Below are 13740 nucleotides of genomic sequence, written 5' to 3'. Positions count from 1 at the left end.
TACGCTCCGGACATGGACGACGAACCGCTGTCCCAGTGGGCCGAGCGTCGTGACGCGAGGATCGGGCAGCTCCGCGCCGTACCCCTCGTCACCGGCGACGGCCCGAGAGCATCGCATCTGAACCCCGACGCGCCCCGTGCGATCCAGCGGTGGAACGGCCACCTTTGGGAGCCGCACGGCTTCGCGGCGAACCTCGCGGAAGCGCGGCGCGTTCTGTTCCCCCACGCCGAGGCTGCCACCACACCTGAGGCGTCACCGAAGCTCGGCTCCGGGACTGGCAGGCATCGAAAGCCTCCGACGCCCTGATAACCCGGCGGGAGAATAGCGACCCATGCCATACCTCTGAAATCTGCTCCCAACCGGTAGACCACCGACGGCACAATGACGCCCGTGAGCAACGACATATCCGATGACCCGTGGGCCCAGCGGGTATGGAAAGAGCCCGAAAGGGACCGACGAGGGCCTGGAGTGGCGGGCGAAGCGAGGTCCGTTTCTACGAAGGATTCTTGAGGTGGAGGACTCGTCCCCGCTGAAGGCCCGTGAAGTCCGTAACGGAAGCGAGCACTTCGACGAGCGCCTTGACGAGTGGATCGTCAGCCTGCCTCGCCCCACCGCCGAGGAGTGGCAGGCAGGTACCAAACCCACGTTCCCAGCTCCCCCCATGCGCCTCATCAACGTAGAGGCGGGAACGATCCAAGTCGCTGGCGCGGACCTGGATCTGCGTTGCATGGCTGAAGAACTTCAGCGACTCCTGACCAAGATCGAGGAGCTTGAGCCCTCGGTGGCCGCACTCCCCGCTGACATGACGGCGCTGCTGTCCACCTTGCCCCCGTTTCCGATCATCCCGTTCGACGCACCGGCGCAGAACCCTGGCGGCATTAAAGCCTGGCTTGACGAGCAGAATTCCACCGGCCCCGGGACCGCAACAGAGGACACCGAGGCGTAGACGCGTAACGCGGAGGCCCCGACTCGGCCAACACCCGCACCAAGCGACCCAGCATGGCTACCTTCATGGCTACTTTCGTAGCCGCGAGGTCCAGTTTGGACCGGTACGGAACGGGGCGGGGCGACGCCCACGATTCTCCGAGAAAAGGCCACTGACCTGCGATATCGCAGGTCAGTGGCCTGAGGGGCAGACGAGTCGGGCTGTACGCCGGGTTCTGTACCCCGGGACCTCGCGGTCGTCGGGGTGACGGCCATCCATCTAGGACCGGCGTTGCCGCCGGTCTCGTGCGGTCTACCCGCGGACTCGGGCGGGCAGCCCTCGATCGTCCGCGCAGGAACACCGGGGTGTTCCCTTTTGACCTTGCTCCGGGTGGGGTTTACCTAGCCGCCTGAGTCACCTCAGGCGCTGGTGGTCTCTTACACCACCGTTTCACCCTTACCGAGGACCGAGGTCCCCGGCGGTCTGTTTTCTGTGGCACTGTCCCGCGGGTCACCCCGGGTGGCCGTTAGCCACCACCCTGCCCTGTGGAGCCCGGACGTTCCTCGGGAGGATCCGAGGATCCCCACGCGGCCGCCCGCCCGGCTCGTCTGCCGTGCCGACCATGCTACCTGGCGTTCGCCCGCGGCCCGGTCACAGGAAGTCGGCGCCGCCCGAGTCGCTTGACCTTGTCGCAGCGTCAAGGTTTCTACTGAGGTCATGGGCATGGGCATGGGCATGAACGCAGGCATGAGTACGGGTCCGGGCACGGGCACGGGCACGGGCACGGGCACCGGTACGGGCAGGGGCATGCGGATCGGGGAGATCGCCGCGCTCGTCGGGGTCACCCCGCGGGCCGTGCGGCACTACCACCGGATCGGGCTGCTGCCGGAGCCGGCGCGGCGGGCGAACGGGTACCGGGAGTACGGGGTGCGGGACGCCGTGCTGCTGGCGCGGATCCGGCGGCTGACGGAGCTGGGGCTCGGGCTCGACGAGGTCGGGGATGTGCTCGCGGACGACGAGGGGCGGGAGCTGGTGGAGGTCCTGGAGGAGCTGGACGCGGACCTGGGCCGGCAGGAGCGGGTGATCCGGGAGCGGCGGGCGCGGCTCGCGGAGCTGCTCGGGCAGGCCCGGGAGGGGCGGCTCGCGGCGGACGGGCCGGTGTCGCCGGAGCTGGCCGGGCTCCTGGCCGATCTCCCCGGGACGATCACCGCCTCGCCGACGGCGGCCATGGACCGGGAGATCCTCACCCTCCTCGACACCGTCGTCCCGGAGGAGGACCGGGCGCGCCTCATGGACCTGATGCGCGACGCCGCCGGGCACGCGCCCGCGCTCTACGCCCGCCTCGACGCCCTCGCCGACGCCCGGCCCGACGACCCCCGGGTCGCGGAGGCGGGCGCGGCGCTCGCCGCCGTACTGCCGGACGGGACGATGGTGGAGGCGCCCGGGGCCGGCGGGCTCGCGGACGTGTTCTTCGGCGAACTGGCGCCGGCGCAGGCCGCCGCGCTGCGGCACGCGCTGCGGCTCGTGGCGGAGCGTGGGGCATGAAGTACCTCCTCTACGCCCTGCTGCCCGCCGAACTCGTCCTCGCCGTCTGTCTCCTCGCCGGCGTGCCGATACCCCCGCCCGTCCTCGGCTGCGCCGAGGCCGCCGTCGCCCTGCTGTTCCTCGCGAACGGCGTCGCCTTCCTGCGGCTGCGGCGGCGCGGGCTGACCGCGCGCGAGGCGGCCGGCCGGATCGTGCCCGAGCCGGCCCGGCGGCTCGTCGGGCACGAGCTGCGGCTGCTCGCGAGCCTGGGCCGGTGGATCGCCCGGCGGCCGGACCGGGGCGGGCCGGGAGCGGTGGCGTTCCCGCACGCCCGGGACCAGGCGGCGCTGATGTACGGCTTCGCCTTCGTCTGCCTCGTCGAGACCGCCGGCATGTCGTACCTGCTGGCCGGCTGGCCCGCCGTCCACGCCGTCGTCCTCGTCCTCGACGTCTACACCGTGCTCTTCGCCCTCGGCCTGCACGCCGCCTCCGCGACCCGCCCGCACGTGCTCACGGCGGACGCGCTGCGGGTCCGCCAGGCCGCCCACGTCGACGTGCGCATCCCGCTGGACCGGATCGCCGCCGTGCGGCACGAACCGCTGTTCTCGCACGAGAAGGCGGACGGCGAGCTGAACCTGGCCGTCGGCTCGCAGACCTCGCTCACCCTGGAGCTGACGGAGGACGTCGACGCACCGAGGCTGCTCGGCGCGCCCCGCCCCGTACGGACGGTCCGCCTGCACGCCGACGACTCCCGGGCCCTGTACCGGGCCCTGACGCGGTCCGTCACGCGGTCCGTCACGTAGTCCGTCTGCCGTCGGTGCCGCGGTCCGTCACACGCCGGTACGGCAGTCCGTCACGCGGTTGGTCAGGCGGTCCGTCACGCAGCCGATGCCACGGCCCGTCACGCAGCCGGTCACGCGGTCCGTCACGCAGCCGGTCACGCGGTCCGTCACGCAGCCGGTGCCGCAATCGGTCAGGCAGTCGGGCCCGCCGGCACGAACCGGACCTTCTCCCGTCCCGGATCCGCCTGCGTCAGCCTGACCCGCAGCGGGTCGCCGAGCGGCAGCCGCGCTCCGTCGGCGTCGACGTCCCCGATCACGGCCGGGTCCTCCAGGTGGACGACGCCGGTGTGGGGCGTCTTCAGGTCGATGACGACCGAGTCGAAGACCTCCCCGATCCGGCCGCTCATCAGCGCGGCCTCGACGATGTCGACGCACGCCCCTTCGGCCTGGCGGGCGCGCTTGGAGCCCTGGGTCATGTCCGCGGGAAGCCCGGCGAGCGCGCCCAGCACCCACTCGGGCGGCGCCGTGCCCGCGACGGCCGCGAGGGCGAGCTCGCCCGCGTACCGGTCGACGAGGCGCCGCAAGGGCGCCGTGCAGTGCGTGTACTCGTCGGCGATCGCGGCGTGGACGGCCGGCGAGGGGATGTGGCCGTCGGTGAAGGGGGTGTAGCCGGAGCCCTGCAGGAGCGTGGTGGCGTCCTGGAGGAAGGCGGCGTGCCTGCTGTTGTGCGGGTCGAGGGAGCGGATCAGGTCCGCGTACGAGACGTGGTGCGGCCAGTCGATGCCGAGGGCCTTCGCCGAGCGGCGCAGCCGGGCGACGGAGCCGTCCGGGGCGGGCGGCAGGGTCCGCAGGATGCCGGTGCCGGCGGCGATCATCAGGTCGGCCGCGGCCATGCCCGTCAGCAGCGAGATCTGCTCGTTCCAGCCGTCGACGGGCAGCACGGCGCGGTATTCGAGGGAGTACGAGCCGTCGGTCTGGGTGACCTCCTGCTCGGGCACGTTGAGCGAGATGCCGCCGCGTTCGATCTCGCGCGCCTCACGGAGCCTGCCGATGGTGGCGAGCAGGGCGAGCGGCTCCTCGGCGGTGCCCGCGTCGATCTGCGCCTGGGCGCCCGCGTAGTCGAGCCTGGCCCGGCTGCGGACCTTCGCCCGGCGGACGTCCGTGGCCACGGTCCGCCCCTCCGCGTCGAGGTCGATGCGCCACAGCAGCGCGGGCGCGATGTTGCCGGGCAGCAGGCTCGCGGCGCCTTCGGAGAGCACGGCCGGATGCAGCGGCACCTTCCCGTCGGGCAGGTAGAGGGTCGTCGCCCGCCGGTGCGCCTCGGTGTCGATCGCGCCGCCCGGGGTGACGAAGGCGGCGACGTCGGCGATGGCGTACTGGACCCGGTAGCCGCCCTCGGGCCGCCGGGCCAGGTGCATCGCCTGGTCGAGGTCGCGGGACGTCGGCGGGTCGATGGTGAAGAAGGGGATGTCGGTGGCGTCCTCGTCGGGGAGCCGGGGCGCCTTCGCCGCCGCCTCGGCCTCGGCGAGGACGGCGGCCGGGAAGTCGTCGGGAATCGCCATCTGGGTGCGCAGCGCACGCAGTGCGGCCCGCAGCGGGTCGTCCGCTGCGGCGGTCACGTGGATGTGGCGTCGGGGCATGGACCGAGCGTATGGCGGGGGTGGGGGCGCGGCATGTCGTGTGGGGCCCCGGCCGCGGAAGGCGGGGCCGGGTGGGGCGCGGCCACGGCGGGCGGGACGGAGGCCGGCGGGGACCTCGTACGCTGGGCCGGTGGGGCCGCACCCCCGCCACCGGCCCGTTCGTACGAAGGAGATCCACCGTGCTCGTCCTGTTGCCGCCCTCCGAAGGCAAGGCCGCGTCGGGGCGCGGGGCGCCGCTCAAGGCGGAGTCGCTGTCGCTGCCGGGGCTCGCCCAGGCGCGGGCGGCGGTGCTCGACGAGCTGGTCGAGCTGTGCCTGGCCGACGAGGAGAAGGCGCGGGAGGTGCTCGGGCTCAGCGAGGGGCTGCGCGGCGAGGTGGCCAAGAACGCCGAGCTGCGGACGGCCGGGGCGCGGCCGGCCGGCGAGATCTACACAGGGGTGCTGTACGACGCGCTCGGCCTGGCCACGCTGGACGCGGCCGCGCGGAAGCGGGCGGCGCGCTCCCTGCTGGTGTTCTCCGGGCTGTGGGGCGCGGTGACGGTGGCGGACCGGATCCCCTCGTACCGCTGCTCGATGGGTGTGAAGCTGCCGCGCCTCGGCGCGCTGGGGGCGCACTGGCGGGGCGCGATGGCGTCGGTGCTGCCGGAGGCGGCGGGGGACGGTCTGGTCCTCGACCTGCGCTCGTCGGCGTACGCGTCGGCGTGGAAGCCGAAGGGCGAGGTGGCGGCGCGCACGGCGACGGTGCGGGTGCTGCACGCGCCGACGCGGAAGGTGGTCAGCCACTTCAACAAGGCGACGAAGGGCCGGATCGTGCGCAGCCTTCTTGAGGCGGGCGCGGCGCCGGCGGGCCGGGCGGAGCTGGTGGAGGCGCTGCGGGACCTGGGGTACGTGGTGGAGGAGGGCGGGAAGGCGGGGGCGCTGGACGTCTTGGTGGACGAGGTCCACTGATTCCATAGAGCTACGCGCGCAGTTAGGGCGTTGCAGCATGTGCAACAGTCGTTGCGCGCACCGCTTGCCCTCGGCAGGATGGGGCTCATGCCGCGCCCGCTGGACCTCGCCTCCGCATCCGCCTCCGCGTCCTCACCCGCATCCGCCGCCGCGTCCGCCGTGCCCGTCGTCCCCGTCGTCGTCATCGAGGACGCCGCCGACGCCGTACCGCTGGCCCGGGCCCTGGCGGCCGGCGGCCTGCCGCTGATCGAGGTGACGCTGCGCACCCCGGCCGCGCTCGACGCGATCCGGGCGATCGCGGACGCCGTCCCCGAGGCGGTCGTCGGCGCGGGCACGGTCGTCTCCGCGGCGGGCGTCGCGGACGCGGTCGGGGCGGGGGCGCGCTTCCTCGTCAGCCCGGGCTGGACCGACGGGCTGCTCGACGCGATGCGGGGCTCGGGCGTGCCGTTCCTGCCGGGCGTGTCGACGGCCTCGGAGGTCGTGGCGCTGCTCGAACGCGGGATCACGGACATGAAGTTCTTCCCGGCGGAGGCGGCGGGCGGCGTCCCGTACCTGAAGTCCCTCGCCGGCCCGCTCCCCCGCGCCCGTTTCTGCCCGACCGGCGGCATCTCGCCCGCCTCCGCGCCCGCGTATCTGGCGCTGCCGAACGTGCCCTGCGTGGGCGGTACGTGGATGCTGCCGGCGGACGCGCTCGCGGCCCGGGACTGGGCGCGGGTGGAGGCGCTGGCCCGGCAGGCGGCCGGCCTGCCCGGCTGAAGCGCCCCGGCGCCCGGCCGCGGCTCAGCCGAACGCCACGGCCGTGTGGTCGCGGACGGGGCGGTAACCGAGCCGCTGGTAGAGCGCGTTGCTCGTCGGATTGGCCAGGTCGGTGAAGAGCAGCACCTGCGCGGCGCCGGCGTCGAGCGCCGCCCGGCTGACCGCACCGGTCACGGCGCCGCCGTAGCCGCGGCCGCGGTGGGCGGGCGGCGTGTAGACGAGCGAGACCCGTGCCTGGCCGGCGACGACCGGCGACATGCTCGCCATCGCGACGGGTTCGCCGTCCTCCGCCGCCCAGAACCACAGCCGACCGTCGTCGATCCGCCCCTCGACGTTGGCCCGGTAGTCCGCGTCCGGGTCCTCGCCGACGTCCCGCGCGTACTCCCGCATCCAGGCGAGCGCCCGCGCCAGGTCGTCCGCCTCCCCCGCCGTCCCCGACGCCCCCGGTGTCCCCGTCGTCCCCGCCGTGCGCGCGGCGCCCCGCGGCGCGGGCTCCTGCGGCGTGAGTTCGCCCAGCCGGAACAGCCTCATCCGGCGCGTGACCGTGAAGGCCCGCCCCGTGGCCCGCGCGAACTCCTCGACGGCCTCCGACTCCCCTCGTACGGCGCTCACTTCGCCCGCGCGGCCGGGCCACTCGGCGGCGAGCGCCCGCGCCGCCCCGGCGGGCATCCCCGCGAGCAGCGGCACCTTCGCGGGCGCGACCAGCACGGCACCCGCCACCTGCCCGTCCGCGGGGTCGGTCCACCAGCCACGCGGCCCGGCGGGCAGTCCGGGCAGCTCCAGCGCGGTGAGCATCGCGGTGTGGCGGGCGGGGTCGGCGGCGAGGCAGGCGCCGACAGCGTCCCGGAACGTGTCGTGGTCCTCGGTGAAGTGCCAGCTCATGCACCGATGGTGGTACGGGGACGGGGCGGGGGTCCAGCGGTTTGCGCGGCCCGCCCCGGCCCCGGACTACCTCAGGTGCGAGGTGTCGTTCAGCAGCCGCACCGACGCGTTCCCGTCCCCGTAGTACGCCACCGCCGAGATCGACGCCGCCGACAGCTCCATCCGGAACAGCGACTCCGGCGGCGCCCCGAGGGCGAGCCGGATCAGGGTCTTGATCGGGGTGACGTGGGTGACCAGGAGCACCGTGCGGCCCGCGTAGGCGGCGGTGAGGCGGTCACGGGTGGCGGCGACGCGGCGGGCGACCGTCGCGAAGGACTCGCCGCCGCCGGTGGGGGCGGCCTTCGGGGAGGCGAGCCAGGCGTCGAGGTCGTCCTTGTGGCGTTCGCGGACCTCGGCGAAGGTGAGGCCCTCCCAGGCACCGAAGTCGGTCTCGCGCAGGCCGTTCTCGATGCGCACGTCGAGGCCGAGGCGGGTGGCGACGGCCTCGGCGGTCTGGCGGCAGCGGGTGAGCGGCGAGCTGACGATCTCCTGGATCGTGCCGCGGGCGGCGAGCGCCGCGGCCACGGCCTCGGCCTGGCGGCGTCCGGCGGCGGACAGCTCGGGGTCGGCGCCGCCGCTGCCCGAGAACCGCTTCTCGGGCGTCAGCGCCGTCTCGCCGTGCCGCAGCAGGACGAACGTGGCCGGCGCCCCCATGTCGGGACCGGCCCAGCCCTGGGAGGCGGGCGCCGCGGGCCGCGCGGCGGGCGCGTGGGCCGCCTCCGCCTCGAAGTCGCCGGCCGCCGTCGCGATGCCCGTCGCGGTCGCCGCGTCCCGGTCCGTCCCGGTCGCGGTCGTGAGGCTCGTCCCGGCCGCCGCGTCCCGGTCCGCCTCGGTCGCGGTCGTGAGGCTCGTCCCGGTCGCGGTCGTGAGGCTCGTCCCGGCCGCCGCGTCCCGGTCCGCCTCGGCCGCCGCGGCGAGCGAGGCGCGCGCCGCGTCGGGCGCGAAGAGGCCCTCGGGCTCGGGGCGGCTGCCGGCCAGGGCGGCGCGGGCGCGGGCCGCGCCGGCCGTCGCGTCACCGGCGGCGCCGCGCGCGGCGGCCAGGTCGGCGGCCGGCGCGGGGCGGGGCGCGGTGGCCGACGGGGTCCACTGCTCGCCGCGGCGGCCCGCGTCCATCGCCTCGTTGGCGAGCCGGTCGGCGTGCTTGTTGCGCTCGCGCGGGATCCACTCGTAGCGGACCCGGCCCGCCGGGAAGACGCGGGCGGCCTCGGCGGCCAGCGGCTTCATGTCCGGGTGCTTGATCTTCCACCGGCCGGACATCTGCTCGACGACCAGCTTGGAGTCCATGCGGACGTGGACGGCCGCGTCCGGGAAGAGCTCCCGGGCGGCCTGCAGGCCGGCCACCAGGCCCTTGTACTCGGCCACGTTGTTCGTCGCGACGCCGATGTACTCGGCGCGCTCCGCGAGCGTCTCGCCCGTCGCCGGGTCCAGGACCACCGCGCCGTAACCGGCGGGGCCCGGGTTGCCCCGGGAGCCTCCGTCGGCCTCGACGATCAGCTCGCTCGGCGCGGTCATCAGAGGCCGGACTCCGAGGTGCGGACCAGGATCCGGCGGCAGTTCTCGCAGCGCACGACCGCGTCGGCGGCGGCGGCGCGCACCTCGTTGAGCTCGGTGATGTTGAGCTCGATGTGGCAGCCCTCGCACTTGCGCTGGTAGAGCCGGGCCGCGCCGACGCCGCCCTGCTGCTCGCGCAGCTTCTCGTACAGCTTCATCAGGTCGGCCGGGACGGAGCCGGCCACCAGCTCGCGCTCCTTGGCGACGGAGGCGGACTCGGCGTCCAGCTCGGTCTGTGCGGCGTCGCGGCGGGCGGTGGCGTCGTCGACCTTGGCCTGGACGGCGGAGGTCCGCTCGGTGAGCTCGGCGACCCGCTCCTGGGCGGACTCGCGGCGCTCCATGACCTCGAGGACGATCTCCTCCAGGTCGCCCTGGCGCTTGGCGAGCGAGGTGATCTCGCGCTGGAGGTTCTCCAGGTCCTTCGGGGAGGAGACGGCGCCGGAGTCGAGCCGCTGCTGGTCGCGGGTGGCGCGCTGGCGCACCTGGTCGACGTCCTGCTCGGCCTTGGTCTGCTCGCGGGCGCAGTCGCTCTCCTCGGTCTGCGCGGCGACGAGCAGGTCGCGCAGCTGCGTGAGGTCCTTGTTCAGCGACTCGATCTCGGCGTGCTCCGGCAGCGACCGGCGCTTGTGCGCGAGCTGCGAGAGGCGGACGTCCAGGGCCTGGACGTCGAGGAGTCGGATCTGGTCGGCGGGCGCGGCGTTCAGTTGGGGGCTCCAGAAGAGGTGTGGTGGAAGGACCAGGGGTCGGTGACCGTCTTCGAGACGTGGACGCGGAGGTCCCAGCCGTGGCGGTCGGAGATCGAGTCGAGCTGCGCGGCGGCCTGCTCGCACCAGGGCCATTCGGTGGCCCAGTGGGCGGCGTCGACGAGCCCGAGGGGCGCGTCGTGCCGGGTCGCGTGCTGCGTCGCCTCGGAGACGGGGTGGTGGCGCAGGTCGGCGGTGAGGAACGCGTCCACGCCCGCGGCGCGCACGGCGTCGAAGAGGCTGTCGCCGGAGCCGCCGCTGACGGCGACCCGGCGCAGGATCATGTCGGGGTCGCCGGCGACCCGGATGCCCTGGGCGGTGGCCGGGAGGCGCTTCGCGGCGCGGGCGGCGAACTCGGCGAGGGTCTCGGGCTGGTCGAGCTCGCAGATCCGGCCGAGGTTGTTCTCGGGGACGAGCGGACCGGTGACCCGCAGGTCGAGCGCGCCGGCGAGGGCGTCGGAGACACCGGGGTCGGCGGTGTCGGCGTTGGTGTGCGCCACGTGCAGGGCGATGTCGTGCTTGATCAGGCCGTGCACGACCCGGCCCTTGAAGTGCGAGGCGGCGACGGTCGTCGTACCGCGCAGGTAGAGCGGGTGGTGGGTGACCAGCAGGTCGGCGCCGAGGCGGACCGCCTCGTCGGCGATCTCCTGGACGGGGTCGACGGCGAACAGGACGCGGCGGATCTCCGCGTCGGGGTCGCCGCAGACGGTGCCGACGGCGTCCCACTGCTCGGCGCGCTCGGGCGGCCAGAGGGCGTCGAGCTCGGCGATGACTTCAGACAGACGGGGCACGGAGGAAAGGCTACCTGTACTGCCTTTGCGCCTAAACCGGCGCCGCTCTCGCGGAGGCGGCGGGCCGCCGCCGGGGTTCCTCGATCGATGGTTGCCGATCTCCGCTGATGGGTGTCTCGGCGATCTCCGCTTTGGTTGCGGTGATCTCCGCCTTGATGGTTGCGGTGGTCTCAGCCGAGGGAGCCCCTGGCACCGGTCGTCGCCGGGAGCTCCGCCGCCGCGGGCCCCGAGGGCGGACGGGGGGGACGGGCGAGCGGGCGGCCAAGCGGCCGCGGGGCGGACGGGCGGCCAAACGGCCGCACCGGTGTCCCTACGAGCGGATGTGCGACCGCGCCGCGCGGGAGCCCCACGGCCCGCCCCGCGCGAACCGCCCCACCCGGCACCCCGGCAACCGGACGACCGGGCAGCCACACGGAATCGCGGCAGCTCGGGGCCCGTCCACCAGACCCCGAGCCGCCACTTAGGCGTGCCTTACCTCACCTGACTCTGGTCACTTCAGCACACCCCGCCCCCCGCGCTCAGCGGATTCCCGGGACCGCCACCCTTTGGTGTGAAGTGGGGTGGCTCGTGTTGTTCGGCTGGAAGTGCGAAAACTAGCTTCGTCGCCGGAGGTGACGAGTCGATGACAGCCTGTGCCATCGAGAGGGCCGCGGGAGACGCGGGAGACGGCGGTGCCATGTGGCCGCCGATGCCCGCCCACCGCCCCGGCGGGTTCACGATCACCGCGAACGGCGCCTACGCGGCGCGGCTCGCCGGGTCCGGGGACGCGCTGTACGCGGAGCGGTGGACGCTGGACGGCCCCGAGCCGTACGCCGTGCCGCTCCCGCTCGCCCAGCCCGAGGAGGCCGGCGCGCTGCTGCTGCCGCTGGCGGACGGCCGGGTGCTCGTCGGCCGCCGGGTGGACGGGCTCCGGCACACGTTCTCGCTGCTCTACCCGACCGGCCCGGAGACCGGCGAGCTGCTGCTCGGCGCGGTCGAGGCGCCCGCGCCCGGCGCGCTGACGCTGCTGCCGCCGTCGCCGGACGGCATCTGCGCGTACGCGATGTGCGTCGGCCCGGACACCACCACGCTGTGGCTGGTGGCCGGCGGGGCGTTCGGGCCGGAGCGGGTCGCCGAGATCAAGGGCCGCTGCGCGGGCGGGGTGTGGCTGGACCGTACGGGCCGGATGCTCGCGCTCGACCGGCAGCTCGACGACGGCCCGGTGAAGGCGGTCGCGATCGACCTGGAGCGGGGCGGCGAGGTCACGCCGCTGCTCCAGATCACGGAGACGAGCAACGACCGGCTGCTGCTCGCCGAGCCCGACAGCGGGCTGCTCCTGATCCGCTCCGACGCGCCCTCGCCGGGGCACGAGCGGCTCGGCTGGGGCGTGCTCGGCAGTCTGCTGCCGGTGCGCTTCCCGGACTTCCTGCGCCTGGACGACGCGGCGGTGACGCCCTTCGCCGTGCAGCCGGGCCAGGTGCTGATGCCGGAGAACTGCGGGGTCGCCGTGCGGATCGACGCGGCGGGAGGCAGCTGGGTCGGCATGTGGCGGCCGTCCGCGCGCCGGATGAGCCAGCTGGCCGCCCCCGTCGGCTGGCTGGCCGGTTCCGGGCTCTGGACGGCCGACGGAACGCTCCTGCTGCCGTACGCGACGGCCGACACGCCCTGCGGCCTCGCCGCCCTGGAGGAGCCCGCCGAGCCCCTCGTACCGGAGCCGGATCCGGCCGCCGCGGCGCCCGGCGAACCGAAGGTGTGCCGTCCGGTTCCGCTGGGTCAGGCGCCGCTGGCGGACCGTAAGCCCGGCGCGTAAAACGGCGGCGCGGGTGGCTAAACTCTCGGGGCCGCACAGCAACAAGCGACAACAACGGGGTGAGTTCCACCATGAGCAACACGGACGCGCAGGAGCCGAACGGTTCGGGCAAGCACCGCGGCCCGGCCGCACCGACGGAGGACTCCACGTCCTCCCCGCACGGCCGTCACCGGCGCGATCACGAAGCGCAGTGACCGTGCGGACCGCACGGTGAACAACGGTGAACACGCGAACGGCCCCCGGATCCTTCCGGGGGCCGTTCGCGTTCCCCACCAGACCCCCTGCGTGGTCAGTCCTTTCCGTGAGCTCTTGAGCCCGTCAGTCCTTCTTCAACCCCAGCACCTCGGCCGCCGCGAAGGTCTCCCCCGCCGGGCGGCCCGCGTAGTGCGGGGTGAGCAGCGCGTCCAGCTCCTCGTACGAGAAGACGTCCTTGGCCGTGTCGAACTTGGCGGCCACCCTGGGCCGGTCCACGATCGCCACCATCCCGCCGTGGACGACGAGCAGCTGCCCGTTCACGCCGGCCGCCGCCGGGGAGGCGAGATAGCCGACGAGCGGCGCCACGTGCTCGGGCGACAGCGGGTCGAGCTCGTCCTCGGCCGTCGGCTCGGCGAAGCCGGCGAAGACGTCCTCGGTCATGCGGGTGCGGGCGCGGGGGCAGATGGCGTTGGCGGTGACCCCGTACTTGGCGAGCGCCAGCGCGGTCGACGTCGTCAGGCCGACGATGCCGCCCTTGGCCGCCGCGTAGTTGGGCTGCCCGGCGGAACCCGCCAGGAACGCCTCCGACGAGGTGTTGACGATCCGGCCGTAGACCCCGCTCTCGCCCGCCTTGGCACGGGCGCGCCAGTGCACGGCGGCGAAGTGGGTGGTGTTGAAGTGGCCCTTGAGGTGGACCCGGATGACCGAGTCCCACTCGTCCTCGCTCATCGAGAAGACCATCCGGTCGCGCAGGATGCCCGCGTTGTTGACCAGCACGTCCAGCTTCCCGAATTCGGCGACGGCCAGGTCCACCAGACCCCGCGCGGTCTCGAAGTCGGCGACGTCGCCGAGGTGCGCCACGGCCCGGCCGCCCGCCGCCCGGATCTCCTCGGCGACCTCCTCCGCGGGCGCCGCGGAGGCCGCTCCGGAGCCGTCGCGCCCGGGCTGCCCGTAGTCGTTGACGACGACGGCCGCGCCGAGCCGGGCCAGTTCGAGCGCCTCGGCCCGGCCGAGGCCGCGGCCGGCGCCGGTGACGATGGCGCTCAGCCCTTCAAGAGGCAGTGACATGGGTCGTTTCCCCTCAGTTCGCGGTCGGGTCGCGGTCGGATCCCGGACATCGGATCCCGGACATCGGATCCCGGAGATGGAGTCCCGGATACCGGGTGCCGGGCGCCG

The 13740-nt window shown here is 74.4% G+C and carries 14 protein-coding genes and 1 other RNA gene; 8 read left to right on the top strand and 7 right to left on the bottom strand.

Features of this window, described 5'->3' with window-relative positions:
* Positions 1 to 12: 12 nt before the first annotated feature.
* Together ACFYU9_RS09605 and ACFYU9_RS09600 are read left to right on the top strand one after the other, a co-directional pair.
* The gene (locus tag ACFYU9_RS09605) at positions 13 to 306 is read left to right on the top strand and encodes a DUF6087 family protein (RefSeq protein ID WP_361163715.1); all 294 of its coding nucleotides are present in this window, start codon (positions 13 to 15) and stop codon (positions 304 to 306) included.
* 205 nt (positions 307 to 511) lie between these two features.
* Positions 512 to 946 carry a hypothetical protein gene (locus ACFYU9_RS09600; RefSeq protein WP_389205617.1) on the top strand — a complete coding sequence of 145 codons (435 nt, stop codon included), beginning with the start codon at positions 512 to 514 and terminating at the stop codon, positions 944 to 946.
* Positions 947 to 1133: 187 nt separating this feature from the next.
* On the opposite strand, the gene rnpB is transcribed toward ACFYU9_RS09600, so the two are convergent.
* Positions 1134 to 1532: RNase P RNA component class A (rnpB, locus tag ACFYU9_RS09595), an RNA gene on the bottom strand.
* Positions 1533 to 1732: 200 nt separating this feature from the next.
* On the opposite strand from rnpB, the gene ACFYU9_RS09590 reads away from it, so the two are divergent.
* Together ACFYU9_RS09590 and ACFYU9_RS09585 are read left to right on the top strand one after the other, a co-directional pair.
* Positions 1733 to 2470 carry a MerR family transcriptional regulator gene (locus tag ACFYU9_RS09590; protein WP_389344156.1) on the top strand — a complete coding sequence of 246 codons (738 nt, stop codon included), beginning with the start codon at positions 1733 to 1735 and terminating at the stop codon, positions 2468 to 2470.
* On the top strand, positions 2467 to 3252 hold the full coding sequence (locus tag ACFYU9_RS09585) for a hypothetical protein (protein ID WP_389343964.1): 786 nt from the start codon (positions 2467 to 2469) through the stop codon (positions 3250 to 3252). Before ACFYU9_RS09590 ends, ACFYU9_RS09585 begins: the two co-directional genes overlap by 4 nt.
* Before the next feature lie 170 nt (positions 3253 to 3422).
* Here the strand turns inward: ACFYU9_RS09585 and ACFYU9_RS09580 are convergent, their stop codons facing one another.
* Positions 3423 to 4871 carry an RNB domain-containing ribonuclease gene (locus ACFYU9_RS09580; RefSeq protein ID WP_389205622.1) on the bottom strand — a complete coding sequence of 483 codons (1449 nt, stop codon included), beginning with the start codon at positions 4869 to 4871 and terminating at the stop codon, positions 3423 to 3425.
* 179 nt (positions 4872 to 5050) lie between these two features.
* On the opposite strand from ACFYU9_RS09580, the gene yaaA reads away from it, so the two are divergent.
* Entirely contained in the window at positions 5051 to 5818 is a 768-nt protein-coding gene (yaaA, locus tag ACFYU9_RS09575; protein WP_389205624.1) for a peroxide stress protein YaaA, read from the top strand.
* A gap of 87 nt (positions 5819 to 5905) precedes the next feature.
* Complete coding sequence (gene eda / locus ACFYU9_RS09570) at positions 5906 to 6574, top strand: bifunctional 4-hydroxy-2-oxoglutarate aldolase/2-dehydro-3-deoxy-phosphogluconate aldolase (protein WP_389343963.1); 669 nt, start codon at positions 5906 to 5908, stop codon at positions 6572 to 6574.
* A 24-nt stretch (positions 6575 to 6598) separates the two neighbouring features.
* Here the strand turns inward: eda and ACFYU9_RS09565 are convergent, their stop codons facing one another.
* From ACFYU9_RS09565 to ACFYU9_RS09550, 4 genes are all read right to left on the bottom strand, one after another.
* Positions 6599 to 7456 carry a GNAT family N-acetyltransferase gene (locus tag ACFYU9_RS09565; protein ID WP_389343961.1) on the bottom strand — a complete coding sequence of 286 codons (858 nt, stop codon included), beginning with the start codon at positions 7454 to 7456 and terminating at the stop codon, positions 6599 to 6601.
* Positions 7457 to 7522: 66 nt separating this feature from the next.
* A complete protein-coding gene (locus ACFYU9_RS09560; protein WP_389343959.1) occupies positions 7523 to 9007 on the bottom strand; it encodes a bifunctional RNase H/acid phosphatase in 1485 nt (494 codons plus the stop codon).
* On the bottom strand, positions 9007 to 9750 hold the full coding sequence (locus ACFYU9_RS09555) for a zinc ribbon domain-containing protein (RefSeq protein WP_389206713.1): 744 nt from the start codon (positions 9748 to 9750) through the stop codon (positions 9007 to 9009). The genes ACFYU9_RS09560 and ACFYU9_RS09555 overlap by 1 nt, the downstream gene beginning before the upstream one ends.
* Positions 9747 to 10580, bottom strand: coding sequence for a Nif3-like dinuclear metal center hexameric protein (locus ACFYU9_RS09550; RefSeq protein ID WP_389205632.1), 834 nt, complete (start codon positions 10578 to 10580; stop codon positions 9747 to 9749). Before ACFYU9_RS09550 ends, ACFYU9_RS09555 begins: the two co-directional genes overlap by 4 nt.
* Before the next feature lie 622 nt (positions 10581 to 11202).
* On the opposite strand from ACFYU9_RS09550, the gene ACFYU9_RS09545 reads away from it, so the two are divergent.
* Together ACFYU9_RS09545 and ACFYU9_RS09540 are read left to right on the top strand one after the other, a co-directional pair.
* On the top strand, positions 11203 to 12369 hold the full coding sequence (locus ACFYU9_RS09545) for a hypothetical protein (protein ID WP_389205634.1): 1167 nt from the start codon (positions 11203 to 11205) through the stop codon (positions 12367 to 12369).
* Positions 12370 to 12440: 71 nt separating this feature from the next.
* Positions 12441 to 12563 carry a hypothetical protein gene (locus ACFYU9_RS09540; protein ID WP_389205636.1) on the top strand — a complete coding sequence of 41 codons (123 nt, stop codon included), beginning with the start codon at positions 12441 to 12443 and terminating at the stop codon, positions 12561 to 12563.
* Between the two features lie 124 nt (positions 12564 to 12687).
* On the opposite strand, the gene ACFYU9_RS09535 is transcribed toward ACFYU9_RS09540, so the two are convergent.
* Positions 12688 to 13632, bottom strand: coding sequence for a 3-oxoacyl-ACP reductase (locus ACFYU9_RS09535; protein ID WP_389343958.1), 945 nt, complete (start codon positions 13630 to 13632; stop codon positions 12688 to 12690).
* Positions 13633 to 13740 lie beyond the last annotated feature (108 nt).

The organism is Streptomyces sp. NPDC004327, from assembly GCF_042873935.1.
Classification (GTDB): domain Bacteria; phylum Actinomycetota; class Actinomycetes; order Streptomycetales; family Streptomycetaceae; genus Streptomyces.
The sequence above is the reverse complement of the archived record's forward strand: the minus strand, read 5'-3'. Positions and strand labels throughout refer to the sequence as shown.

Excerpts from the sequence above, each read along its gene's own strand:
- ACFYU9_RS09535 (WP_389343958.1), bottom strand. The coding sequence starts at position 13,632 with ATGTCACTGCCTCTTGAAGGGCTGAGCGCCATCGTCACCGGCGCCGGC.
- ACFYU9_RS09565 (WP_389343961.1), bottom strand. The coding sequence starts at position 7,456 with ATGAGCTGGCACTTCACCGAGGACCACGACACGTTCCGGGACGCTGTC.
- ACFYU9_RS09560 (WP_389343959.1), bottom strand. The coding sequence starts at position 9,007 with ATGACCGCGCCGAGCGAGCTGATCGTCGAGGCCGACGGAGGCTCCCGG.
- ACFYU9_RS09545 (WP_389205634.1), top strand. The coding sequence starts at position 11,203 with ATGACAGCCTGTGCCATCGAGAGGGCCGCGGGAGACGCGGGAGACGGC.
- eda (WP_389343963.1), top strand. The coding sequence starts at position 5,906 with ATGCCGCGCCCGCTGGACCTCGCCTCCGCATCCGCCTCCGCGTCCTCA.
- ACFYU9_RS09605 (WP_361163715.1), top strand. The coding sequence starts at position 13 with ATGGACGACGAACCGCTGTCCCAGTGGGCCGAGCGTCGTGACGCGAGG.
- ACFYU9_RS09590 (WP_389344156.1), top strand. The coding sequence starts at position 1,733 with ATGCGGATCGGGGAGATCGCCGCGCTCGTCGGGGTCACCCCGCGGGCC.
- ACFYU9_RS09585 (WP_389343964.1), top strand. The coding sequence starts at position 2,467 with ATGAAGTACCTCCTCTACGCCCTGCTGCCCGCCGAACTCGTCCTCGCC.
- ACFYU9_RS09540 (WP_389205636.1), top strand. The coding sequence starts at position 12,441 with ATGAGCAACACGGACGCGCAGGAGCCGAACGGTTCGGGCAAGCACCGC.
- ACFYU9_RS09580 (WP_389205622.1), bottom strand. The coding sequence starts at position 4,871 with ATGCCCCGACGCCACATCCACGTGACCGCCGCAGCGGACGACCCGCTG.